Below are 23,020 nucleotides of genomic sequence, written 5' to 3'. Positions count from 1 at the left end.
GGCCCGGGTTATCCGCCCCGACGGATCAGATAGACAAACTCCCCCTCCTGCTCTGCCTGACTGATCAGCTCGTGACCGAGAAACTGACAGAAGCGCGGAATGTCCCGGGTGGTGGAAGGGTCGGTAGCCACCACACGCAACACGCCACCAGGTTCGACATCGCTGATGCGATTGTGGAGCATCATTACCGGCTCGGGGCAGAACAGGCCACGGGCATCGAGTTCAGCGTCAAATTCACTGGCCGTCAAACGTTGTCTCCTTCTGGTTCAGCTGATTTTTCAGAAATACGTGCTAAATTACTGTTTATAACAGGTAAAAAAGTTGGAGGATAACCATGATACGGGTTTTGATCGAACGCCATATCGCCGAATCCCTGGAAGAGGCCTATGAACAAAGGGCCCGCCTTGTGCTTCAGCAGGCAGTGGCAGCGCCCGGTTTCATCTCCGGAGAGACCCTCGTCGACAGCCACGACCCCAATCACCGGATCACCCTGGCCAACTGGCGCTCGGAAGCCGACTGGGATCGTTGGTTCCACTCGCCGGAACGCCGGGACCTGATGGCGGAACTGATCCCCATGATGGACAAGGATGAAGCCGTCACAGTGCTGCAGCAGAACGCAATCTGATCGACTCCGGTCAGCCTGTGCGTTCGATGAAGCAGGTGATCTCTTCCCTGTCATGATACAGGTGGCGTGCGTGCAGGCGGAAGCCGACGCCCGCCCGGCCCAGTCCCTCTTCAATGATATCCCGGCAGATCAACCATTCTTCATAGCGCTTTTTCATCGGCAACTTCAGGTTGAATACCGTAAAACGGCATAATCCGGAACCGACCCAGTCCACGGCCAAACGTGCTGTTTTTCGCGGCTGATCCACAATGTCGCAAACCATCCAGTCAATGGCGCGCTTCGGTCGCCAGCTGTATCCATCGGCGCGCACATGTTCGACCTGGCCGGAGGCCATAAGCTCAGAATCCATTGGCCCGTTATCGACCGCGGTCACCAGCATGCCCTGACGCACCAGTTGCCAGGTCCAGCCACCGGGTGCCGCGCCGAGATCCGCAGCTTTCTTTCCGCCTCCCAGATAGTCCAACTCCTGTCCGGGTGGCAGAAATACCTTCCAGGCCTCTTCCAGTTTTAGCGCCGAGCGACTCGGCGCCGAGGAAGGTAAACGGAGCCGCGGGATACCACCGACAAAACGGGCACAATTGCTGCGGAGACTGAAACCGACCACGGCATGGCCGAAATCGGTCAGAAAGATCTCCAGTCGCGCAGGCGTCTCGGCCTCTGCAGCCTGCAGCCATCCTGCACCCCGGAGCCCCCGGGACAGCGGCGCCATCCACTTCCGCGCAAAGTTGCCCAGGTCCTTGTCGGTATTGTTCTCCAGCAGACGAACTTCGACCCGGGCGCATTCCGGCACGCCCCCGTCCAGCTGGCGGAGCCCTTCAATGATGGCACCCACACGGTCCTCCGCTGGCAGTTCCAGCCGACCAAGCACAACCAGCCAATCGCGGACAAATACAAGGTTCTCAAGCCTTACCCTGGCCAACAGCTCTTCCGCGGGTTCCGGACCGGGCAGTGAAAACCAGACCACCCCCTCACCCCTGACGGGTTCGAAAAAACCATACAACCCCGCTTCCATCGCGGAATCCATTAGTTCACGTCCGGCCTCGGCCTCAAAGCCGGGCCGACAGAATGCGAGAATCTGTTCCATGCTGCCCCTGTAGCGGACTCTTGCTGAAAGCCGCAAATTTGAAACTGTTTAACAGTGAAGATTGTGTACGTTGGCTACACTTCCAGCTCACTTTCTTGCTGGAAGCACTGAATGTCACTTCTGACCCGGCTGATGTCTGTAGCCATGATCTGCTGCCTTCCTGCCCTGGTCTGGGCCGGTCAGCCAGGCATTACGGACACGTGCCCCTTACTTGATGTGACCGACGACAGCGCCCGGCATAATCTGATGAACCATGTCTGCTACTACAGCGCCGATCCGGAAGAAGCCGCCCACCAGGCGCTATCGCCGGAGGAGCTGCCCGAATCACTGGCCTGGTCCCCGGCGGATGGCCACGATCTGGTGTTCAGCCATACCCAATCCGTTTACTGGCTGAAACTGCAACTGATCAATAGCGGCAACACCCGCGGCCTCTGGTATCTCAAGCTGGATTATCCCCTGCTCGACGAGGTCACATTCTGGACCTACGACAGTGATGGCGCCATCGCTAAACTCGCAACCGGCGACCAATATCCGTTTGCATCCAGGGGCATAGACTATCGGTATTTCCTGTTGCCCGTCACCATCGGTGCCGGGGAACTGCGTGAGGTAACGATCCGAATCCGCAGCAGCGGCGCCCTCAATGTGCCCCTTTCCCTGGAAACTCCGGCCGAGGTGATCGCCACCAGCAACCACCTTACCCTCACTCATGGGCTGTTCTATGGTGCGCTGGCGATCTTTGGCGCTTTCAACCTGCTTTTATTCTTCAGCTCCGGAACGGTCTATTATTTCTACAATGCCTTTTACATGGCCGCGATGGGTCTGTTTCTGTTCGCCATGGGCGGCTTTGCCAACCAGTATTTCTGGCCGGAGAGCGCGGGCTTTGCCAATACATCCATTCCGTTGGCGCTGGCCCTTTGTGCTCTGGCAATGACCCTCTTCGGTCGCTCGTTCCTCGAAGTGAAACCGGACACGCTCGCCAACACCACCCTCAAGGCCCAGGCCTGGTTATGTATCGTCCTTTTGGTGCTTACCTTCATTCTTCCTTATAACAAGACGATCATCCTCAACACGGTGCTGGCGCTGAGCGTCATCGCCAGCCTGCTGGTTTCGGCGGGTATCCGCTGGCGCCAGGGCTATCCGCCCGCCATCTGGTACCTGCTGTCCTGGATGGTCATGCTCGTAGGTGCCCTGATCTATGCCCTGGCCGCTTTCGGCTATCTTGCCGATTTCCTCGCCCGGGAATCGCTGATGCAGGTAACCATTGGCGGTCAGGTCATCCTGCTGAACTACGCCATGGTCCAGCGCTGGCGCCTGCTCAACCAGAAACTGCTGGACGTGGAGCACAAGGCCCGCACCCAGCTGGAATTCAAGGTTCACGAACGCACTTCCCAGTTACGCAACGCCATGCGGGAGCTGGAACAAGCCAACCGAAAACTGGCCGCACTGAGCCTGAACGATCCGTTGACCGGCCTGTACAACCGCCGTCACCTGGACAATATCCTGCCGGAACTCTGTGCCGAGGCCCGGAGAACCGGGCAACCCCTTACCCTTGCCCTGATCGATGCCGACCGGTTCAAGGCGGTGAACGACACCTGGGGCCATGGATTCGGGGACACCTGCCTGCAACTGATTGCCGATATCCTCACCCGCCATGTAAAACGGCCCAGGGATATTGCCATCCGTTTCGGCGGCGAGGAATTTGCAGTACTGTTACCAGGCGCCGACAGCGAGGGCGCCCGCAAGGTTTGCCAGGCGATCCTCGATGAACTCCGGAACACCTCCCTGGAAACACCTGACCGAAAGACCCTGACCATGACCCTGAGCGCCGGCATCGCCGAACTTGCCAGCCGGGAAGATCAGCAAACACTGTTCCGCCGCGCCGATGATGCCTTGTACAGGGCCAAAGCCTCCGGACGCGACCGGGTTCAGATCGCGGAGGGTGAGCCTATCGACTGGAACATACCCTCGACTCAGTAAATGAGCGGACCTGACTGGCAGCCTTCCCGATCAGATCCTGTCGGGATTCCGGCTGACGGGCCAGCGGTTGGAAATCGTGATTACCACCCTCCAGCCAGACGACCTGGCAGGCTCCGAGCTCCTCCTGCCACCCAGCAACTTCATCGGGCTTGCCGAATGGATCCCGGGTTCCCTGAATCACCAGGATGGGGCAATCAATCCGGGGAAAATGGTCGACACGCCAATTGTCGGGCTTGCCCGGGGGATGAAACGGGTAACCGAAGCACACCACCCCATCTATTCCGGCGTCTTCTGCCGCAAGGATGCTGGCCATTCGACCGCCCATGGATTTGCCCCCGATAACAACGGGGCACGCATCTCCAACCTCTGCCCGTACCGTCGCAAGGACGCTCCGGAAACGCTCGAGAAGTCGGGGCTGCCGGTCCGGTGGTCGTTTCTTACCATCTTGCCGCCGCTTTTCCATATAAGGAAATTCGAACCGCACCGTCGCGACCCCCTCCGCATCCAGGGCAGCGGAAAGCTCGTTCATAAAGGGCGAATCAGCCGGTGCGCCAGCACCATGGGCCAGAACCATTACGACTTTCGGCTGATTTTCGTAGTAATTGCTCTTAATCAATTCCACTGAATTCACCTCTGCCAGATCAGGGGCTATCATACCCGATAGCAAGCAGCAATTACCCAGGGCGCAACCCTCTCTTCGCGAATGATTCACATGCTCGCCATGTCGCTGATTTCGGTGAATTTGACGGATATCAGGAGTTGACCTGAGTCATTGCAAACAGCTAATGGTTTCTCCATACTTGCGCCCGCATAATTCCCCATCCTAAACCCATTGGTAAGGCTATGAGCACAGTAAATGCAAACCTGACATACAACTACAAGGTGGTGAGACAGTTCGCCATCATGACAGTGGTATGGGGTATTGTAGGAATGGCTATGGGTGTGCTGATCGCAGCGCAGCTCGTCTGGCCATCCCTCAACCTCGACCTGCCCTTTACCCACTTCGGCCGGCTCCGGCCGCTGCATACCAACGCCGTTATCTTCGGCTTTGGCGGAAGTGCCTTGTTTGCCACCTCCTATTACGTAGTCCAGCGTACGTGTCAGGCCCGCCTGATATCGGACGGTCTGGCGGCGTTCACTTTCTGGGGCTGGCAGGCAATCATTGTGGCAGCAGCCATCACCCTGCCAATGGGCCTTACTACATCCAAGGAGTACGCCGAGCTCGAGTGGCCGATTGACATCGCCATCGCCGTGGTCTGGGTAACCTACGCCCTGGTGTTCTTCGGAACGATCATGAAGCGGAGCACGCCGCACATTTACGTGGCCAACTGGTTCTACGGTGCGTTCATCATCACGGTTGCGGCCCTGCACATCGGCAACAACATGGCGCTGCCCGCCACGGCCTTCAAGTCCTACTCTGCATACGCCGGTGTCACCGACGCCATGATGCAGTGGTGGTATGGCCACAACGCCGTCGGTTTCTTCCTGACCGCCGGCTTCCTGGGCATGATGTATTACTTCGTTCCCAAGCAGGCCAACCGTCCGGTTTACTCCTATCGCCTGTCCATCGTTCACTTCTGGGCGCTGATCGCTACCTACGTATGGGCCGGTGGCCACCACCTGCACTACTCTGCACTGCCTGACTGGGCGCAGACCGCAGGCATGGTTATGTCCCTGATCCTCCTGGCTCCGTCCTGGGGCGGCATGATCAACGGCATGATGACCCTGTCCGGTGCCTGGCACAAACTTCGCACCGATCCGATCCTCCGCTTCCTGGTGGTCTCCCTGTCCTTCTACGGCATGTCTACCTTCGAAGGCCCGATGATGTCCATCAAGACGGTAAACGCACTGTCTCACAACACTGACTGGACCATCGGCCACGTTCACTCCGGTGCGCTGGGCTGGGTTGCCATGATCAGTATCGGTGCGGTCTACCACCTGATCCCGAAACTCTGGGGCCTGCAGGCCATGTACAGCACAGCCCTGATCAACGTGCATTTCTGGCTGGCCACCGTCGGCACCGTTCTCTACATCGTTGCCATGTGGGTTAACGGCATCATGCAGGGTCTGATGTGGCGCGCAGTGAACGAAGACGGCACCCTGACCTACAGCTTCGTGGAAGCCCTGGAAGCCTCCTACCCGGGCTACTTCGTCCGCTTCCTGGGTGGCGTGATCTTCCTGAGCGGCATGCTGATCATGGCATACAACGTGTACATGACCGTTCGTCAGAAAGAAGCGGTTGCAGCTGACAGCGCTGCGGCTCAGGCGGCGTAACGGGAGAGAGATCAGATGAAACACGAAATTATTGAAAAGAACATTGGCCTGATGATCGTGCTGATCGTTCTGGCCATCAGTGGCGGGTTCCTGGTGGAAGTTGTGCCCCTGTTCTTCCTGAAGCAGACCAATGAGCCGGTTGAGGGTCTTGAGCCCCTCTCCGCTCTGGAGCTGGAAGGCCGGGATATCTACATCCGCGAAGGCTGCCATGTGTGCCATACCCAGCAGATCCGTCCTTTCCGTGCGGAAACCGAGCGCTATGGCCACTACTCCGTTGCGGGTGAGTTCGTTTACGACCGCCCGTTCCTGTGGGGTTCCAAGCGTACCGGCCCGGACCTCGCCCGTGTTGGCGGACGTTATTCCGATGCCTGGCAGCGCCAGCATCTGTATAACCCGCGCAGTGTGGTACCGGAATCCAACATGCCGGCGTTCCCCTGGCTGTTCGAGAACCGTGTCGATCATGAAAGCATCGATGACCGGATGCAGACCCTGCAAACACTCGGCGTACCATACACCGACGAGCAGATCGCCGCTGCGTCCGCCGACATTCAGGGTAAATTCGAAATTGAAGCGCTGGTCGCATACCTGCAGCAGCTGGGTACTGTGATTTCAGACAAACGGTGATCCCATGGATATCAATGAGTTACGCGGAATTCACACCCTTCTGGTAATGGCGATCTTCCTTGGCATCGTCTGGTGGGCCTACAGTGCCCACCGCAAGAAGGCCAATGACGAAGCGGCACACCTGCCCTTTGACGATGACGACGTGGAAAAGCGTACTCTCGAACAGGAAAAAACGGAGAAGAAACAATGAGTACCTTCTGGAGCATCTGGATCAGTGTGATCGTGCTCGGTACTGTTTTTGGCTGTGCTTGGCTTCTGTGGGCAACCCGGAAGAACCAGACCACTGATGTCGAAACAGACCGCACCATGGGCCATTCCTTCGATGGCATTGAGGAATACGATAACCCTCTGCCAAAGTGGTGGTTCTATCTGTTCATGGCGACCTGTGTGTTCGCTCTCGGTTATCTGGCACTGTATCCGGGCCTCGGTAACTACAAGGGCCTGCTGGGCTGGACCTCCACCAACCAGTGGGAAGCCGAAGTGGCCGCGGCCGAAGAGAAATATGGCGAAATCTATGCCCAGTATGGCGATACCCCGGTACCACAACTGGCTACCAACGAGGACGCCCTGAAGATCGGCCAGCGCCTGTTCGCCAACAACTGCGCGGTATGCCACGGCTCTGCGGCCCGCGGCCAGGTTGGCTTCCCGAACCTGACCGACGATGATTGGCTCTACGGCGGCACGCCGGATGCCATCCTCGAAACCCTGCACAATGGCCGTATGGGCAACATGCCCGCCAAAGGCACCATGCCCAGCATGACCAACGAGCAGGTGGATCAGGTGGTGAACTATGTGCTGAGCTTCAGCGGTCGTGCCGAGGATCCTGAGGCAGCCGAAGCCGGAGCGCAGGTATTCCAGCAGGCGTGTGTGGCGTGCCACGGCCCGGATGGCAAGGGTAACCAGGCCATGGGCGCACCGAACCTGACTGACAACACCTGGCTGTACGGGTCCACCTACGACTGGATCAAGGAAACCGTCATGAACGGTCGCCAGAACCAGATGCCCGCCCAGGCCGGACGCCTGACCGAGGACCAGATCCAGATCCTCGCGGCTTACGTTTACAGCCTGTCCAACTGAGAATGATCCGGCCGGGGCGCATCCCTGCCCTGGCCCGGTCTTTTCAACCCTGTGTCTGCCCGCGCGGGCACAGGCTTGAAAAGATCAGCAGACCCACCGAGGCCCGCTCCCCGTTTTATCCTTTCATCGGGAGGTTACGATGAGCAGTGAGATTCCGGTCAAACAGGTTGACCCTTCGTCTGATTCCTCCAACAAAAACAAAAAAACCGAAACCGTTGAGCTCTACGCGAGCCGAAAGAAGATCTATGTCAAGGAAGTAAAAGGCTTCTTCCAGCGAATTCGGAACGTAAGTCTGACCCTCCTGATGGGTATGTATTTCCTGTTCGTATGGATCACCATCGATGGCCAGCCGCTGATCCATTTCGACCTCCCTGCACGGGAATTCCACCTCTACGGCATGACCTTCTATCCCAAGGATTTCATCCTGCTGTCGGGGATGCTGATCATCTGCGCCTACGGTCTGTTTTTTATCACCACGCTGTTTGGCCGGGTCTGGTGTGGGTATACCTGCCCGCAAACGGTGTGGACCTTTATCTTCATGTGGGTTGAGGAGCGGATCGAAGGTAGCCGCAACAAGCGGATGAAGCTCGACAAGGCACCGAATTCCGGCGCCAAAATAGCGAAGAAATCCGCCAAGCATGCAGTCTGGCTGCTGATTGCGCTGGCAACCGGCCTCACGTTTGTCGGGTATTTCTACCCCATTCGCGAGTTGATTGGCGACCTGTTCACTCTCCATGCCAATGGCTGGGCCTACTTCTGGGTGGCCTTCTTCACCGTGGCCACCTATCTGAACGCCGGCTGGATGCGTGAACAGGTATGCCTGTACATGTGCCCGTATGCGCGCTTCCAGTCGGTGATGTTCGACCCGAACACCCGGGTTGTCTCCTACGACCCGAACCGTGGCGAGCCCCGGGGCAGCCGCAAGAAAGGCGTTGATCCGGAGGAACTGGGCCTGGGGGACTGCATCGACTGTGGTCAGTGTGTCCAGGTCTGCCCCACCGGCATCGACATCCGGGACGGACTCCAGTACGAGTGCATCGGCTGCGCCCTGTGTATCGATGCCTGTGACGAAGTCATGGAGAAGATGAACTATCCCACGGGTCTGATCCGGTACACCACGGAGAATGAGCTCGAAGGCAAGCAATCCAAGTTGCTCCGCCCCCGAACCTTTGGCTACGGCATCATGTTGGTACTGATGATTTCAGCAATCATCGTTACCATCGCCACCCGGGTGCCGGCCCAGATGGACGCCCTGCGTGATCGTGGCGCATTGTACAGTTTCAATGGTCAGGGCCGGATCGAGAACTCCTATACGTTGAAGATTGCCAACATGACCGAAGTACCACAGGTTTTCTCGATCTCTGTGAGCGGCCTCGAGGACATCCAGATCCTGACCGACACCAGAGTGACCGTTGAAAGTGGCGAGAACCGCTCCCTGCCGACGGTGGTGGACGTTCCACCCGAGTCCATCGCCGAATCCAACAACGAGATTCGTTTCCGGGCAGTTTCCGAAACAGATCCGTCACTGAAACTTGAAACTGAAAGCCGGTTTGTCGGTCCAACGCGCTGATTTGTACAATTAGCTCCGGTTAACCGGCTTGAATAGAGATGAAGCATTATGAGTGAACACGCCCCGGTGGCACCCTGGTACCGCCAACCCTGGTTCTGGTTCCTGACCATTTTCCCTTTGGCGGCCATTGTCTGGTGTACCGTCATGATTGTGGTCGCCAGTAACATGAAGGACACCATGGTAACCGACGACTACTCCAAGGAAGGGCGCGGTATCAACCTCGAGATCGCTCGTGACCAACTCGCCTACAGCATGGGTATGGTCGGTGAAATGAATTTCGATGACCGCAAGGTGACCCTGAAACTCGATACCGACGCCGGCCCTGCCCAGTATCCGTACGTGGTGCTGAACCTGTTCCACCCCACCCTGGCGGAGCGGGACCGCACCATCCAGTTCCGGAATGAAGGCAGCGGTTATTACTCAGGCACCATGCTTCACGACATCGAGGGCCGCTGGTACTACGATCTGCGGGGGCCCGAGAACAAGTGGCGCCTCAAGGGCGAGGCCTGGCTGCCAACGGAAGATGGCCTGACCATTCAGGCGGAAAAACCCGTTAAGGGGTGAGTACCCTGGACTGCTTCCATTGCGGCGAGCCTGCCGAAGGGAACCCACCCATCACCCTGGAGCTGGACGGCACCACAAGGTACTTTTGCTGCCAGGGCTGCAAGGCGGTTTGCGAGACCATCCACAGCGAAGGTCTGACAGGCTTCTATGACTTCCGGACAGAGCCCGCGGTAACACCCCGGGAGCTGTCGGCGGCCGAGCTCACGCGCCTGCGCGAGCTGGACCATCCCCTGGTCCAGCAATCTTTCGTCTCGCCCGTCAAAGGTGGTCAGGAGGCTAACCTGCTGATCGGCGGCATTACCTGTGCCGCCTGCATCTGGCTGCTCGAGAACCACATGAAGCAGCAGCCGGGCGTCCAGAGTTTTTCGGTCAACCACACCACCCAGAGAGCCAGACTGGTCTGGTCACCAGATCAGGTCAGACTGAGTGATCTGCTGGTCGCGATCCACCAGCTCGGGTACACCGCGCGCCCCTACCAGGCCGATGAAGTCGAGGAGCAGTTGAAAGCGGAGCACCGCTCGATGCTGATTCGCCTGGCGGTGGCGGGTATCGGGTCATTCCAGAGCATGATGCTCGCCTTCCCACTCTACTTCGAGCTGGTCAACGATCTGTCTCCGGAGTTCGTGGCATTTTTCCGCTGGTTCAGCCTGTTGGTCGCGACGCCGGTGGTGTTCTACAGCGCCCGGCCTTTTTTCAGCAACGCCCGAAGGGACATCCGCAGCCGGCACCTGACCATGGACGTTCCTGTCGCCATTGCCATCGGCCTCGCATACGCGGCCAGCGCCTGGGTGACGGTATTCGGCGGCGAAGAGGTCTATTTTGAGTCGGTGTGCATGTTTACTTTCTTTCTGCTGCTCGGCCGCTACGTCGAAGTCCAGGCCCGCTACCGCGCAGGTTTGACCGGCAATGCCCTGGCAGGATTCCAGCCGGCCGTGGCGGCACGGGTGAACGGAAACGAAACCGACATTGTTCCGGCCCACGATATCCGCCCGGGCGATGTGGTCAGGGTCCGTCCGGGTGAGACCCTGCCGGTGGACGGCAGCATCGTGCGGGGTGAGTCCACTCTCAACGAAGCGGCGTTGACCGGAGAATACCTGCCCGAATCCCGAGGGCCCGGGGACAAGGTCCACGCCGGTAGCATTAACGGCGAGAACGCCCTCGATGTGCTCGTGGAGAAGTCCGGCGCCCAGACACGACTCTCCGGTATTCTCCGGGTCTTGGACCGGGTCCAGTCCGAGAAGCCGCCGGTTGCCCGCATGGCAGACCGGATCGCCGGCAAATTTGTCGGCAGGGTCCTGATTCTTGCGCCTCTGGTCTGGATCGGCTGGTGGCTGGCAGGTGCCGACAACGCTTTCGATATCACGCTGTCAGTGTTGGTAGTCACCTGCCCGTGCGCCCTGTCCCTGGCGACGCCGACCGCGATTACCGCGGCGACCATGCGGCTGCGGAAGCTGGGGTTCCTGCCCACCCGGGGGCACACCCTGGAGTCCATGAACACGATCGATACGGTCATCTTTGACAAGACCGGGACACTCACGCGAGGCGAATTGAGCCTTGTGGGCCAGCACAGCATCGGCAGCCAGGATGACGAAACCTGTCTGTACCTTGCCGCCGGCCTGGAGAAATTCTCGGAGCACCCGATCGCCCGTGTGTTTCATGATCGCCCCGCTGCGGCCATCGAACATGTCCGTAACCATGTCGGAGGCGGTCTGACCGGGCAGCTGGGGGAACAGAGCTATGCCATCGGCCACCTGGACTTTGTGGCCCAACACACCTCGGCACCATTGCCGGAGCGCAGTGAATCCACCGGCATGGAGATCTGGCTGGCCTCCGAAACCGAATGGCTGGCCTGCTTCCGACTCGATGACGAGCCACGCACCGATGCCGCCGAGACCATCAAGGCCCTCCAGAAGGAGGGGATTCGCACCATTCTGCTCAGTGGCGACCGAAGTGGGCACGTGGCCCGGGTCGCCGGGGCGCTGGGCATCACCGAAGCCATTGGTCAGGCGTCTCCGGAACAGAAGCTTGAGGTGCTCGAGGAACTCACCAGCGAAGGCCACAAGGTGATGATGGTCGGGGACGGGCTGAACGACCTCCCCTCCATGGCCGGTGCCGGGCTTTCGGTGGCCATGGGGAGTGCCGCCGACCTGACCCAGCTTAAAGCCGATGCCGTGCTTCTCAATGGACAGCTCAGACAACTGGTCGAAGCACTCAATACCAGCAGGCAGACCCGAGGGGTGATCCGTCAGAACATGATCTGGGCCCTGGCCTACAACCTTTGTGCCCTGCCTCTGGCTGCCGCAGGGCTGGTCCCGCCCTGGCTGGCTGCAATCGGGATGTCTGCCAGCTCGCTGATCGTGGTACTCAACGCACTCAGGCTGAGTGCAGGCAACAGCCGGGATGCAGCCAGACCGGTACCGGTTGGTGCCGAGGCGTTGTCCTGATACCGTAAAAGTCACACTTCGAAACGAGGTAAGAGCCGTGCAGATTGTAATGGTCCTCGTACCATTGATGCTGATTCTGGTTGCCGTGGGGATCGCCCTGTTTGCCTGGGCAGTCAAGAACGGCCAGTACGACGACGTGGAAGGCCCGGCCCATCGCATCCTCTATGACGATGACAAGGACATGATTCCCCGGGAGGCCCGGACCGACAAACCGGACCAGGACGATGACAAACCGGAGCAGGATGCGGGGCAAGAAGGCCCGGACAGTGCCGGACCGAAAACCTGATGGCAGCAGATCTCTACCTGAGCTATCCCAGCGCCTTTCTGATCGGCCTGCTTGGTAGCACCCACTGCCTGGGAATGTGCGGCGGTATCAGCGCCTCGCTGTCCATGGCCCTGCCGGTCGGTCGGGGATTCCGATTCCGTCAGTCAATGATGTTGCTCGCTTTCAACTTTGGAAGAATCGGAAGCTACACTCTGATCGCGGCATTGATTGCAATCCTCAGCACGGGCGCCGCCAGCCAATGGGCCCTTGCCGGAACGGTGTTGCGGACCATCGCGGGGGTGCTGCTGATTTTCATGGGCCTGTCCATGGGTCAGTGGTGGCAGGGTATCCGCTATGTGGAGAACGTCGGTGCTCCGGTTTGGCGGAAGCTATCACCGCTGACGCGCCGGTTGATGCCGATCAACCAGCCGGGACAGGCGCTGGCACTCGGTGCTCTCTGGGGCTGGCTGCCCTGCGGCCTGGTCTACAGCACCCTGGGATGGGCGGCATTGCAACCGTCTGTCCCCTCGGCCGCACTCACCATGTTTTTCTTTGGCCTGGGCACCCTGCCTTCCATGCTGGCGACCGGTTATGCCGCCAACTGGATTCGCGGAGTGCAGAAGCATCGCGCTGTCCGGAAAGTCAGCGGCGCGCTGCTTGTGCTCTTCGGCCTGTGGACGCTGCCACTGTTCTGACGGTGGCAATCACCTAGATGTTGAGGACGTCCAGGCGACCGAAATCCGGGCTTGTTTCCGGCTCCGCCGACTGAACCACTGCCTGACGCTTGCCGCCGAGGCGCTTGCCTTCCTTGAAGTCGTACAGGTTCGGATCGGCCAGGTGGGACGGCTCAACGTTACACATGGCCCGGAACATGGTTTCCAGCCGGCCAGGGTGCTGTTTGTCCCAGGTCTGGAACATATCCTTGATCACCTGGCGCTGAAGGTTTTCCTGGGAGCCACACAGGTTGCAGGGAATGATGGGAAACTCCCGAAGCGCAGCGTAGCGGGCGATATCCTTTTCACGGGCGTAGGCCAGCGGGCGGATGACGGTGTTTCGGCCATCGTCACTGTGGAGCACCGGCGGCATGGACTTGAGCTTGCCCCCGTAGAACATGTTCAGGAACAGGGTCTCGAGCAGGTCATCCCGGTGATGGCCGAGGGCAATCTTGGTGACCCCGTGCTCCTCGGCAAAGTTGTAGAGGATGCCGCGCCGCAGGCGGGAACACAGACCACAAGTGGTCTTCCCTTCAGGCACCTTCTCCTTGACGATGCTGTACGTGTCCTTCTCGATGATGTGGTACTCGATTCCCAGTGATTCGAGATACTCCGGCAGCACCTCCTCCGGAAAACCGGGCTGCTTCTGATCCAGGTTGACGGCAATCAGTTCAAACGAGACGGGCGCGCTCTTCTGGAGGTTGAGCAGGATATCCAGCATGGCGTAGGAATCCTTGCCACCGGAGAGGCAGCACATGACCTTGTCACCGGCTTCAATCATCGAGAAATCGGCAATCGCCTGGCCCATTTCACGGCGCAAACGTTTCTGCAGTTTGTTCAGCTCCAGTTTCTGGCGCCGATCCTGCTCGGAAGCGGGGGACTGGTCAGCGGCATTGGCGATCATAGCTTCGGACATAACAATCACGTTCTTGAGGTCAATGAGGCTGCGATTATACGCATCACGGGGTTGCAGGGACAGGATACCGGATAGGGATATACTGCAACCGCACGATAAACCCGATGAAAGGACAAGCCTTCCCTGAAGCAGTGCTCTGGCCTACCATACCGTCCATGAGTGACACTGCCCTGACCGCCCGGGGGAACGCCGAGGCCTCCACCCGTATACTTGATCACCAGATCCAGCACCTGCTCGTGGCTGTGGAACACGAACTCCGCCAGGCGCCCCGAGGCACCAGCGAGCTGGCCCTGATCCGTTCGCTCCAGGCCCCCCCCTGGGAACTGATCGGAGAGGTCAGTTTCAGTGACCCGGAAAAGCTCTATCCCGTCCATTTCCTGTTGTTCCACGTACTCTACCGGCTACGGGATCAGTTGGCAGAGGCCGGCGAATGCCTGGAAATATCGCCATTGGATATCAGGCTGACAACGCAGCCGGTTGTTTCGGGCACCGGTCTGCCTGACCGGGAAGACGGATTGCGACGTTTCTACCTGGATCTCGAACGGTACCGGATGCCTGAAGACACAATCCGGAAAATGATGGCAGACTTCTGGTCCGGGAGAGCGCCTGAGGCTCCCCCACGGAGCGAGCTGCTCAAGGCGGCAAAGTCGCTGGGCTTCGAATCCATTCCGGGAGATTTTGTCAGCATCAAGCACCGGTTCCGCCGCGCGATCATGGAGGCACATCCGGACCGCGGCGGCGACACGGAATCAGTGCAGGAGCTGAACCGTGCCTTTTCCCTGCTCAAGGCCCACTTCCGGCCTGATCGACACTCAGACAGAGGGAATTCCTGATGCCAAGAATTCTTGCCTTTACTCTATCCGCAATGGCGCTCTTCAGTACCTCTGTGCGGGCGGATCTGGTAGTCCTCCAGTATCACCATGTCAGCGATTCCACGCCTCCCGCTACCAGCACGTCCGTTTCCCTGTTCGAGGCCCAGCTGGAAATGATTGACGACCTCGGACTGGAGGTCGTCCCCCTGCTGTCCGGGACACGCACCGCGCTGCAGGAGAGCAATGAAGCGAATGCCATCGCCCTGACCTTTGATGATGCCTATGACTCGGTGTACACCACGGCAGCGCCCATACTGGCGTCCCGGAGTTATCCCTACACGGTGTTCGTCAATACCAATGCCGTTGGCCGGCCCGGCTACATGACGTGGGACCAGCTGGAGGAATTGGCAGGCCGCGAGGGTGTCACCCTGGCAAACCACAGTACCGATCACGGCCATCTCCCCAGGAAACCGGGAGAATCCTCGAGACAGTGGCAAAAGCGTGTCCAGGAGAGCCTTGATGGCGCCCAACAGGAGCTTCGGCAACGCCTGGATATCAACACCCCGATGTTTGCCTATCCCTACGGGGAATTCGATGCCGCCCTGGAAGCGCATCTGTCAGACAGGGGCTGGTATGGCTATAGTCAGCATTCCGGTGCCATCGGAATCCATTCGGCTCCCACGCGGCTTCCACGGTTCCCCATGGCCGACGCCTACGGCCAGCTGGACAGCCTGGAGAACAAGTTGCTGAGCCGCGCCTTTCCCGTAGAGGCCGAAGACCTTCCGGATGGTGTAATAACCCGGAATCCGCCAATCCTCGAGTTCGCACTGGACGACCCCCTGACCGTTTCCGGGCTTAACTGTTTTGCATCCGGGATGGGCCGGATAGCTGTCAACGCCACCGACGATGGGCGGGCCCGGGTCCAGGCCCCGGAAGCTTTCGACAGTCGGCGCTTCCGTTACAACTGCACTCATCCAGCCGACGATGGACGCTTCTACTGGCTGTCCCAGCCGTGGCTGGACCTGAGCCAACCGGAAGACTGACCAAGTGAGGACATCAGTCCCCGCCGGTCACGAGCCTGAGCGACAGTTCACCCTCACTGGCGTGTGGTATCGATAGCGGGCCCCGTTTGGTTTCTGTCACCGTTTGCCCCCTGAGATCCTCGGCACGGGTGAAGATGAGTACCCATCGTTCACCCCGGGCCGGGAACGCAGGCAGCCAGGCTTCGAGGTAAGCCCGGGAATGCCAGCTCTCGGGTTCGAATACCATCGCCATGTCCGTCACCACCCGAACCGGCCGGAGATTCCCATCAAGGAAGGCCAGTGATGGCACAAACAACCCGTCTCGGGCAAAAGAGCGCAGTCGGAAGACGAAATCGGGATATTCCCGAGCACTGGGAAGGGCAAGCAACGCAAAGGGGCTCGATCCAGTACTGAAATCATGGCGGTCCGATGCCCCACGGATATCCACCTCGAACTCCCGGCCAGGGGGCCAGGCCTGGCGCTCGCGTGCGGTGATAGTTTCACAACAACGTGAGGCAAACCGATCGAAAAACCGGTCTTTTCCCTCGATGCCCAGAATCGCGAAGGCATCCGGATCGTAGCCCTCCACGGGGGCGGCGGGTTCCGGAGCCGGACCGGGCTGGTGAATCCGGGCGGGCGTTATTTCAACCGGCGGAGCCACTCTGCCCTTCTGGACATCGGTCCGGGTGTCCGGGGTGTAATAACTGACCCGAATATTGCCCTCTGCATCCCGCCAGGTGAAGTAGGGCCTCGGCTCCCCCGGCCGGACATAGCCATCGCGGGCCAGTTGCTCGGCATCGGGGTAGTTCTCAAGTGTGTATTCGTCGTCCTCCTCAAGACCCGAAGTACCGTGTTTCCCGGTCTCCGGGGGCACAGAGGCCTGCTCACCGGCAGATACGCGCTTCTGCGTGTCGGTGCCCCCGGCCTCGGGCTGGTCCGGAATCGGCGAATAGCGTACCCGCCCCTGCTCATCCACCCAGGTGAAATAGCCCTCCCGTTCGCTGACCGGAGCCCCACCAACCTGGCATCCGGCCACCACGGCGACAGCAGCAACAAGCAGGATCTGGCGGCAAATGTTTCGGGTCACGGCGCTTACCTTTCGATAGCCAGGCGGACGGTCAGAATTTTGTGCGGAAACTGAGACCGGCCATCACCACCCGCAGAGAGGTCTTGATATCCAGACCGGCATAGGGGTTGTAGATGATATTGGTGATGTTATCGCAGTTGACGTTGCAGCTGGTATCCGCGGGAATGGTTTCGATCGAGTGCAGGTAACTGAGATTCATGTCGATCTCGGTGTCCTTGTCCCATTTGTAACCCATACCCACGCTGTAGAGATTGGCGCCGCCAAAGGGTGCCATGACCTGTCGCTGGTCGTCGGGAATCACCGAGTCACGGATCTCGACACCGGCCCGCAGGTCAAGGCGGGACGATACATGAAACTCCGCACCGAAGGCCCAGTTCCACTGGCTCTTGAAACCGAGGGGCAGGCGCAGGGTGTTTGGGGTGGCGTTGTCCGGCGACAGAATCCGTGCGGCATTCAGGAATTCCAGGTTCCGGTCGAAGCGGAATACAAAGGCATCCCACTGGGCGTAATCCGTCCAGCCGATGTCGGCATTGAGGGTCAGCAACGGATGCACATCCATGCTGATACCGGTCTGAAAGTGCTGCGGGTACACCAGGTCCATACTGACATTCCCGGCTTCCCGCGGCGCGCCCGATGGCAGACTGAGAATCGCCGAGGTGATGGCGCCGAGCACCGAGCCGTTAACGCTTTGCCAGAATCCGGACCAGTCGTCGGTGTACTCGATCTCGAAGGTGCCCTTCATGTTCATGTCGGCTTCGGAGGTATAGCTCGCCCCCCACCGGAACCAATCCGTCGGCTCCCACATCACTCCCAGGGCATAGGTGGGTGAGAGGGTTTCCTGAACGTTGATGTTCAGCGCACCGATATCGTCCCAGGGCCCGACATTACCGCCGCAAAGCGCCAACCAGGGCTGGAGCGGCTCATCCCCGCTTTCGCAGTTGAACGCGTCCTGCAGGATCTCGGCGACCCCGAGCAGCATGTTCGGGGCACGCATATACTGGTCAGCCGCAATCCCCATATGGGACAGATGAATACCCGCACCCACCGACCATTGGTCGTTGATCTCATACCCGACGGTGGGTGACAGATAGGTCGTACGCTGCAGCGCCGTGGCCTGAGGCTGATAACGGCCCGGATCATCCTTGTCGCGATAGAAGCCGGCGGCCAGGGGCAGGTAGAACGCGTTGGCAAACGTCAGCTTCGACCCGGGCGGATTGACGCTGATACCGGCCGAGGGTGCCACCGCCGGTCCCGGCGGAGCCCGCAGAATGCCATAGCCTGGCAGATACAGGGCCACGTTGTTGGTATGACTGTGGGTGTTGGCGACGGGATCCCGCTGTTTACCCGTCAGCGGGTCCGTCTCCAGGCCGTCAATACCGAAGATTTCATAGCCCTCCGGGGCGGTGAAATCCGCGTCGATATCGAGGTAGACACTCATCAGGTTTACTTCAAGCTGACGACCGTCCAGCCTGGTCAGCCCCGCCGGATTGTAGTGAATGGCCATCACCCCGGGTGGATCTGCCGTGACCGCGTTACCCAACGCCAGAGCCTTGGGGTGAATCGTCAGGTTTTGAGCCAGCTGGGCCTGGGCGCCAAACGAGATGGTCGTGGCGATCAGTGCCCCGAGAATCTGCCGTTGGTGGCTGTTATGTCCCATGAATGCCTTCCCTTCCCGTAATTCGTGGACCGCAACACTCACTCTTTGAGACCAGAGAAGTTAATGGGCAGGGATACCCCCACGGAGAAATCCGGCGCATCCTCGGTCAGGCCGATGCCCAGGCTGGTGTTCACGATGGTGGTATCGCTGACACGGGTCCCGAGCGACATGCTCAGGAAACCGGTCATCTGGTCCTGAGCCACGGCCTGCTCGCCGTTAGAGAAGGTCAGGATGGTTTCGTCGCTGTAGCTCAACTGGGCCGAGATGCTCAGGGAGATGTCGTAGGAAAGCGAATAGGCAAAGCCGGCCGAGCCGGAGAGGCCGAATCCGGGCTCGACCTCCACCAGCAGACGGGCCCCGCGAACCTGGTTCAGGTCCTCGGCCGGAAGGTTGTAGGTGGCGCTCACAGATCCGAAAACCACAACGGGATCCAGGACCTTGGACAGGCTCACGCCCCCGCCCGCAGAGTAGTAGCCGCTGCCCGTGGACAGCTGTTCCTTGATGTCGATTTCGTAGGGGCTGACGCCGGTCTTGGTGGTCAGCGTGCCGAAAAAGGTCGTCGACATTTTGCCCGGCACATAGGCAAATGGCTGCCAGCGGCCCGTAAAGGACACGTCGCCAAAGTCGTAGATGCTCAGCTCATCCTCGGTATCGTATTTGACGACCAGAGGAATGCGGGTGCCGACAGTAAGGTTGTCCAGCAGCCCGTAATCGTAGGAAAAGGCATTGGTAAAGTTGTGGGTGGCGGACGGAACCACGTCCAGATTGCGGACCGAGCCGTTGGTAATGGCCAGGTCGAGACGCTGGTCCGCAGTGTAGGAATAATCAAACGAATAGTTCAGCGAGTGAGTGCCTTTCTTCTGCAGAGAGTAGTTCTTCTCGGCAGCCTGAAACACTTCTTCCAGCTGCTTGGAGGCGTCCTCGTCCCCCTCCTGCCTGGCCAGCGCTTCCCGGGCCTGGTCCACGCTTCCTTCCTGAGCCAGCACTGGGCCTGGAAACAGCGCTGTGGCGGAAACAAGGATAAAACCTCGCACAAACCAACGATTCATCCTGACTCCCTTATTTTATTTGTAGTGATTCTGTGCCGGGTCTTGCGCCCGGGAATTAGTTGCGGCGGTAATGCAATTGTTTTCGGGTGTTTTCGACACTACCGTCCGGATTGTTTTTCTGGCGTTCGAGCAAGTTGTTAATGCGTCTTTCCGTGGCCTCGTGGAAATCCGGAATCCGTTCCAGTGCCGGCAAGGTCATGGTCTGGTCGTCTACAAAGCGCAGGTCTTCCTCTTTCAGCTCGAGGTTATCGAGGGGTTTGTCACTTCCGGGAAACACGATAAACAGCACATTGTCGTCCCACTTTTCCTCGAACTGGGCCAGGGTGAAGGAAATGTTGCCCACCGAAGGATCCGCCAGGTAGACCCGACCATCCCGGATGGTGCGCAGTACCACGAAGTGTTTGAAACCGGCATGGTGGATCGGAACGATGGCCGGGTGATCGAGGTCGATGAGGTCTTCGATGCTCGCCCGGAAGCCGCCGGAGGGGTAACCGAGAGCTGTCACCAGTCGTTTCATGTCCAGCATGGAAAAGGCGCGGCGCTGAACGATGCGTTCGCTCTCACCGTAATGCAGCAACCCCTCCATTACCTGTCGTTCCGACAGGGTGCGGCCGAGATAGTAGTTGAGCACCGTGGTCAGGGCCGCACTGCCGCAGCTATAGTCGTACGCCTGCCGGACGATGTTCCGGTACTTTTGTTCGACCAGTGGCTCCACCCGGAAATCCGAACGCAGTTTTACCGGACTTGCATCCACGTCCTGCTCGATGACAATGGAGCCTTTCTCGAACGGCTCCACCACGGTTGCTTCCTGCACCATGGTGAATGTAAGAATGGATCCGGCGAGCACCAGCAGCATGTCAGATGAGGTTCCTGTTTTGATGACCCGCAGTGTTAATCGGGTTACATGTTGTTACGGTAAGATACCGAAATACCGGACCCCTTAAAGATAACTGTGCCTCAAATCTGTCTCTGGGAAAGCTTCCCTACAACAACGTTTTGCGAACTGGTTCATGGCAGGAACAACAAAGCCCGCGGAAGCCATTAAGCTTGTCGCGGACGTGGGCACTGGCGTCAGCGGGTGTAACTGCAGGTCTTGTCAGAGGGTGAAGACAACCCCCAGGAGGGCATAACAAAGCACCGTTACCACCACGACGCCCATCAGGTTCAGGGCAAAACCGGCGCTGATCATATCGCCGATTTTCATGTCGCCACTGGAAAAAACGATGGCATTGGGTGGCGTTGCCACCGGCATCATGAACGCACAGCTGGCGGCAATCGCGGCGGGAACAGTGAGCAACAGGGGCGACACGCCCTGGGACATGGCCAGAGCCCCCAGCAACGGCAGGAACGCGGCAGCGGTGGCGGTATTGCTGGTCACCTCGGTCAGGAAGATGATCACCCCCGCCACGATAGCAATCAGCAATAACGTTGGCAGGGTTCCGGCCGCGCCCAGGGAGCCGGCAATCCACTCGGCAAGTCCCGAACTGCTGATCACCCCCGCCATCGCCAGACCGCCCCCGAACAACAGCAGTACGCCCCAGGGGATACCCTTGGCAGTCTCCCAGTCCATCAGAAACTGGCGCTCCCGGGTATCAACAGGAATCAGAAACATCGCGATGGCCGCTGCAATCGCAATACCGGTATCGCTCAGCCAGGGCATCAGGCCCTCGGACAACAACGGCCGGAAAATCCAGGCGGAGGCGGTGAGCAGGAACACCAGCCCCACCAGTTTCTCTGCCTTGCCAAGCGGCCCCAGGGCCGCCAGCTCATCTCGGATCAGATCACCGCTGTCATCCTGATGGGCCAGCCCGAAATCCCGACGGGTCAGCCACCACCAGGCCAGCGCCAGCATAAGCATGCTCACCGGAACACCCAGCACCATCCATTGGGCAAAACCCACCGCGATACCCTGGTTTTCACTCAGGTAGGCCGCCAGCAGAGCGTTAGGCGGGGTTCCGATCAGAGTTCCGATGCCACCGATACTGGCGGAGTAGGCAATCGCCAACAACAGTGCCGTGGCGTAACGGCGGACACCTTCCGGGTTGGAACCGTCGGCCATGGCAATGACGGACAGACCAATGGGCAGCATCATGATCGCCGTGGCCGTGTTGCTCACCCACATGCTGAGGAAGGCGGTCGCCAGCATGAACCCGGCGATCTGCCGCCTCGGCTTGTTTCCGACCGCTTTCAGGGTCAACAGTGCAATGCGACGGTGAAGATTCCAGCGTTGCATCGCCAGACCGAGGGTGAATCCTCCAAGAAACAGGAAGATGATCGGATGCGCATAGGGCGATGTGGCCTGCCCGACCGAGCCCAGCCCCAGCGCCGGCACCAAGACGATGGGCAACATCGCGGTGGCGGGGATCGGAATAGCTTCGGTACTCCACCAGGTGGCCATCAGCAGCATAAGGCCGAGGGCGGCCCAGGCTTCTTCCCCCATCGTTTCCGGGGCCGGAAAAAACAGCGTGAAGAGGAGAAACAGGGCACCGAGCACCAGCCCGATGACCTGGCTCGCCGGCAGCCCGCCGGACCGGTCGGTACCGTCTTGAAGTTCAGGCATAAGAACAGGTTTCCATGAGGTTCAATACAGGTCGGTCTGGATTGGATTCAGGATGGCACCCGGGCAAGTTGTCGGTCATGGACGCCCCCGAGCAATAACAGCGCCGCGATAGCACCGAACAGGGCCCACGCCATGTCCGACTGGGTATCCCAGACATAACCCTGGGTTCCGAGGAAGGCTTCTGCTGCCTCGTCACTCAGCAAGGCCACCCACCATTCGATCAGCTCGTAGAAAGCGCTGACGGCCAGGCAGAAGCAGACAATAAAAAACGAAGGCCAGCCTGCCCGCGCGAAGACGTCCAGCCGGATAACCACCTCGCGCGCAATCATCGCCGGGATGAAACCCTGGGCCAGGTGCCCGAGCTTGTCATAATTGTTGCGTTCCCAGCCGAACCAATCCCCGAGATGGTTGAACAGGGGAACTTCGGCATAGGTGTAGTGGCCACCCACCATCAGGATCACGGCGTGTACCAAAATCAGCCAGTAGGCCAGGGAGGTCAGGGGAAAGCGGAAATAACACCAGATCACCAGAGCAAAACCGATTACGGCGGGAAGGACCTCCAGAACCCAGGTCGCACGGTCCCTGGGGTCGATCCCGGACCATACGAACACTGCCAGAAAAATTCCCACCCAGGCCAGGATAGCTGCCGGTTTCTGCGCCATACAATGCACCCCCTTGTCCGAAATGTCCGGTTGACTGG

General features: G+C 59.3%; 23 protein-coding genes. 13 read left to right on the top strand and 10 right to left on the bottom strand.

What is annotated here, in order from left to right; translation table 11 throughout:
- Positions 1–8: 8 nt before the first annotated feature.
- Positions 9–248, bottom strand: coding sequence for a sulfurtransferase TusA (tusA, locus tag MD273_RS06410; protein ID WP_239036918.1), 240 nt, complete (start codon positions 246–248; stop codon positions 9–11).
- A gap of 86 nt (positions 249–334) precedes the next feature.
- On the opposite strand from tusA, the gene MD273_RS06405 reads away from it, so the two are divergent.
- Positions 335–625, top strand: a complete 291-nt coding sequence (locus MD273_RS06405; RefSeq protein WP_239036917.1) for an antibiotic biosynthesis monooxygenase family protein — start codon at positions 335–337, stop codon at positions 623–625.
- A 10-nt stretch (positions 626–635) separates the two neighbouring features.
- Here the strand turns inward: MD273_RS06405 and rlmM are convergent, their stop codons facing one another.
- Positions 636–1,709, bottom strand: a complete 1,074-nt coding sequence (gene rlmM, locus MD273_RS06400) for a 23S rRNA (cytidine(2498)-2'-O)-methyltransferase RlmM (RefSeq protein ID WP_239036916.1) — start codon at positions 1,707–1,709, stop codon at positions 636–638.
- A gap of 111 nt (positions 1,710–1,820) precedes the next feature.
- Between rlmM and MD273_RS06395 the strand changes: the two genes are divergently transcribed.
- On the top strand, positions 1,821–3,686 hold the full coding sequence (locus MD273_RS06395) for a sensor domain-containing diguanylate cyclase (protein WP_239036915.1): 1,866 nt from the start codon (positions 1,821–1,823) through the stop codon (positions 3,684–3,686).
- On the opposite strand, the gene MD273_RS06390 is transcribed toward MD273_RS06395, so the two are convergent.
- Positions 3,655–4,215 carry an alpha/beta family hydrolase gene (locus tag MD273_RS06390; RefSeq protein ID WP_353050310.1) on the bottom strand — a complete coding sequence of 187 codons (561 nt, stop codon included), beginning with the start codon at positions 4,213–4,215 and terminating at the stop codon, positions 3,655–3,657. The genes MD273_RS06395 and MD273_RS06390 overlap by 32 nt on opposite strands.
- Positions 4,216–4,529: 314 nt before the next feature.
- Here MD273_RS06390 and ccoN point away from each other — a divergent pair, with 314 nt between their 5' ends.
- From ccoN to MD273_RS06345, 9 genes are all read left to right on the top strand, one after another.
- Positions 4,530–5,960 carry a cytochrome-c oxidase, cbb3-type subunit I gene (gene ccoN, locus MD273_RS06385; protein ID WP_239036914.1) on the top strand — a complete coding sequence of 477 codons (1,431 nt, stop codon included), beginning with the start codon at positions 4,530–4,532 and terminating at the stop codon, positions 5,958–5,960.
- A 15-nt stretch (positions 5,961–5,975) separates the two neighbouring features.
- Positions 5,976–6,584, top strand: coding sequence for a cytochrome-c oxidase, cbb3-type subunit II (gene ccoO, locus MD273_RS06380; RefSeq protein ID WP_239036913.1), 609 nt, complete (start codon positions 5,976–5,978; stop codon positions 6,582–6,584).
- Positions 6,585–6,588: 4 nt separating this feature from the next.
- Positions 6,589–6,774, top strand: coding sequence for a cbb3-type cytochrome oxidase subunit 3 (locus MD273_RS06375; RefSeq protein WP_091703324.1), 186 nt, complete (start codon positions 6,589–6,591; stop codon positions 6,772–6,774).
- Positions 6,771–7,661, top strand: a complete 891-nt coding sequence (ccoP, locus tag MD273_RS06370; RefSeq protein WP_239036912.1) for a cytochrome-c oxidase, cbb3-type subunit III — start codon at positions 6,771–6,773, stop codon at positions 7,659–7,661. Before MD273_RS06375 ends, ccoP begins: the two co-directional genes overlap by 4 nt.
- Before the next feature lie 139 nt (positions 7,662–7,800).
- Entirely contained in the window at positions 7,801–9,231 is a 1,431-nt protein-coding gene (gene ccoG, locus MD273_RS06365; protein ID WP_239036911.1) for a cytochrome c oxidase accessory protein CcoG, read from the top strand.
- Positions 9,232–9,279: 48 nt separating this feature from the next.
- Positions 9,280–9,795, top strand: a complete 516-nt coding sequence (locus MD273_RS06360; protein ID WP_239036910.1) for a FixH family protein — start codon at positions 9,280–9,282, stop codon at positions 9,793–9,795.
- The gene (locus MD273_RS06355) at positions 9,792–12,239 is read left to right on the top strand and encodes a heavy metal translocating P-type ATPase (RefSeq protein WP_239036909.1); all 2,448 of its coding nucleotides are present in this window, start codon (positions 9,792–9,794) and stop codon (positions 12,237–12,239) included. The genes MD273_RS06360 and MD273_RS06355 overlap by 4 nt, the downstream gene beginning before the upstream one ends.
- Before the next feature lie 49 nt (positions 12,240–12,288).
- On the top strand, positions 12,289–12,525 hold the full coding sequence (gene ccoS / locus MD273_RS06350) for a cbb3-type cytochrome oxidase assembly protein CcoS (RefSeq protein WP_251068185.1): 237 nt from the start codon (positions 12,289–12,291) through the stop codon (positions 12,523–12,525).
- Complete coding sequence (locus MD273_RS06345; RefSeq protein ID WP_239036907.1) at positions 12,525–13,199, top strand: sulfite exporter TauE/SafE family protein; 675 nt, start codon at positions 12,525–12,527, stop codon at positions 13,197–13,199. The genes ccoS and MD273_RS06345 overlap by 1 nt, the downstream gene beginning before the upstream one ends.
- Before the next feature lie 13 nt (positions 13,200–13,212).
- Here MD273_RS06345 and ttcA read toward each other — a convergent pair whose 3' ends face one another.
- Entirely contained in the window at positions 13,213–14,133 is a 921-nt protein-coding gene (gene ttcA, locus MD273_RS06340; RefSeq protein ID WP_239036906.1) for a tRNA 2-thiocytidine(32) synthetase TtcA, read from the bottom strand.
- 104 nt (positions 14,134–14,237) lie between these two features.
- Between ttcA and MD273_RS06335 the strand changes: the two genes are divergently transcribed.
- Together MD273_RS06335 and MD273_RS06330 are read left to right on the top strand one after the other, a co-directional pair.
- Positions 14,238–14,966 (top strand): DNA-J related domain-containing protein, encoded by a 729-nt coding sequence (locus MD273_RS06335; RefSeq protein WP_239036905.1) that lies wholly within the window; start codon positions 14,238–14,240, stop codon positions 14,964–14,966.
- The gene (locus tag MD273_RS06330) at positions 14,966–15,988 is read left to right on the top strand and encodes a polysaccharide deacetylase family protein (protein ID WP_239036904.1); all 1,023 of its coding nucleotides are present in this window, start codon (positions 14,966–14,968) and stop codon (positions 15,986–15,988) included. Before MD273_RS06335 ends, MD273_RS06330 begins: the two co-directional genes overlap by 1 nt.
- A 13-nt stretch (positions 15,989–16,001) precedes the next feature.
- Here the strand turns inward: MD273_RS06330 and MD273_RS06325 are convergent, their stop codons facing one another.
- The 6 genes from MD273_RS06325 to MD273_RS06300 form a co-directional block, all read right to left on the bottom strand.
- Positions 16,002–17,054: a MalM family protein gene (locus MD273_RS06325; protein ID WP_239036903.1), complete on the bottom strand. Its 1,053-nt coding sequence runs from the start codon at positions 17,052–17,054 to the stop codon at positions 16,002–16,004.
- Between the two features lie 31 nt (positions 17,055–17,085).
- Positions 17,086–18,711, bottom strand: a complete 1,626-nt coding sequence (locus tag MD273_RS06320) for an OmpP1/FadL family transporter (protein WP_239036902.1) — start codon at positions 18,709–18,711, stop codon at positions 17,086–17,088.
- A gap of 38 nt (positions 18,712–18,749) precedes the next feature.
- A complete protein-coding gene (locus tag MD273_RS06315; RefSeq protein WP_239036901.1) occupies positions 18,750–19,760 on the bottom strand; it encodes a transporter in 1,011 nt (336 codons plus the stop codon).
- Between the two features lie 55 nt (positions 19,761–19,815).
- Entirely contained in the window at positions 19,816–20,616 is an 801-nt protein-coding gene (locus MD273_RS06310; protein WP_239036900.1) for a C39 family peptidase, read from the bottom strand.
- 240 nt (positions 20,617–20,856) lie between these two features.
- Entirely contained in the window at positions 20,857–22,320 is a 1,464-nt protein-coding gene (locus MD273_RS06305; protein ID WP_239036899.1) for an SLC13 family permease, read from the bottom strand.
- A gap of 47 nt (positions 22,321–22,367) precedes the next feature.
- Positions 22,368–22,982, bottom strand: a complete 615-nt coding sequence (locus MD273_RS06300) for a DUF2238 domain-containing protein (protein WP_239036898.1) — start codon at positions 22,980–22,982, stop codon at positions 22,368–22,370.
- Positions 22,983–23,020: the final 38 nt, after the last annotated feature.

The organism is Marinobacter sp. C7 (assembly GCF_022343555.1).
Classification (GTDB): Bacteria; Pseudomonadota; Gammaproteobacteria; order Pseudomonadales; family Oleiphilaceae; genus Marinobacter.
The sequence above is the reverse complement of the archived record's forward strand: the minus strand, read 5'-3'. Positions and strand labels throughout refer to the sequence as shown.

Coding starts and splice junctions, on each gene's coding strand:
- MD273_RS06335 (WP_239036905.1), top strand. CDS start 14,238: ATGAAAGGACAAGCCTTCCCTGAAGCAGTGCTCTGGCCTACCATACCG.
- MD273_RS06310 (WP_239036900.1), bottom strand. CDS start 20,616: ATGCTGCTGGTGCTCGCCGGATCCATTCTTACATTCACCATGGTGCAG.
- MD273_RS06315 (WP_239036901.1), bottom strand. CDS start 19,760: ATGAATCGTTGGTTTGTGCGAGGTTTTATCCTTGTTTCCGCCACAGCG.
- rlmM (WP_239036916.1), bottom strand. CDS start 1,709: ATGGAACAGATTCTCGCATTCTGTCGGCCCGGCTTTGAGGCCGAGGCC.
- MD273_RS06395 (WP_239036915.1), top strand. CDS start 1,821: ATGTCACTTCTGACCCGGCTGATGTCTGTAGCCATGATCTGCTGCCTT.
- MD273_RS06360 (WP_239036910.1), top strand. CDS start 9,280: ATGAGTGAACACGCCCCGGTGGCACCCTGGTACCGCCAACCCTGGTTC.
- ccoO (WP_239036913.1), top strand. CDS start 5,976: ATGAAACACGAAATTATTGAAAAGAACATTGGCCTGATGATCGTGCTG.
- MD273_RS06390 (WP_353050310.1), bottom strand. CDS start 4,215: ATGAACGAGCTTTCCGCTGCCCTGGATGCGGAGGGGGTCGCGACGGTG.
- ttcA (WP_239036906.1), bottom strand. CDS start 14,133: ATGTCCGAAGCTATGATCGCCAATGCCGCTGACCAGTCCCCCGCTTCC.
- MD273_RS06305 (WP_239036899.1), bottom strand. CDS start 22,320: ATGCCTGAACTTCAAGACGGTACCGACCGGTCCGGCGGGCTGCCGGCG.
- MD273_RS06405 (WP_239036917.1), top strand. CDS start 335: ATGATACGGGTTTTGATCGAACGCCATATCGCCGAATCCCTGGAAGAG.
- MD273_RS06345 (WP_239036907.1), top strand. CDS start 12,525: ATGGCAGCAGATCTCTACCTGAGCTATCCCAGCGCCTTTCTGATCGGC.
- ccoP (WP_239036912.1), top strand. CDS start 6,771: ATGAGTACCTTCTGGAGCATCTGGATCAGTGTGATCGTGCTCGGTACT.
- ccoS (WP_251068185.1), top strand. CDS start 12,289: ATGGTCCTCGTACCATTGATGCTGATTCTGGTTGCCGTGGGGATCGCC.
- MD273_RS06300 (WP_239036898.1), bottom strand. CDS start 22,982: ATGGCGCAGAAACCGGCAGCTATCCTGGCCTGGGTGGGAATTTTTCTG.
- ccoG (WP_239036911.1), top strand. CDS start 7,801: ATGAGCAGTGAGATTCCGGTCAAACAGGTTGACCCTTCGTCTGATTCC.
- ccoN (WP_239036914.1), top strand. CDS start 4,530: ATGAGCACAGTAAATGCAAACCTGACATACAACTACAAGGTGGTGAGA.
- MD273_RS06330 (WP_239036904.1), top strand. CDS start 14,966: ATGCCAAGAATTCTTGCCTTTACTCTATCCGCAATGGCGCTCTTCAGT.
- MD273_RS06375 (WP_091703324.1), top strand. CDS start 6,589: ATGGATATCAATGAGTTACGCGGAATTCACACCCTTCTGGTAATGGCG.
- MD273_RS06320 (WP_239036902.1), bottom strand. CDS start 18,711: ATGGGACATAACAGCCACCAACGGCAGATTCTCGGGGCACTGATCGCC.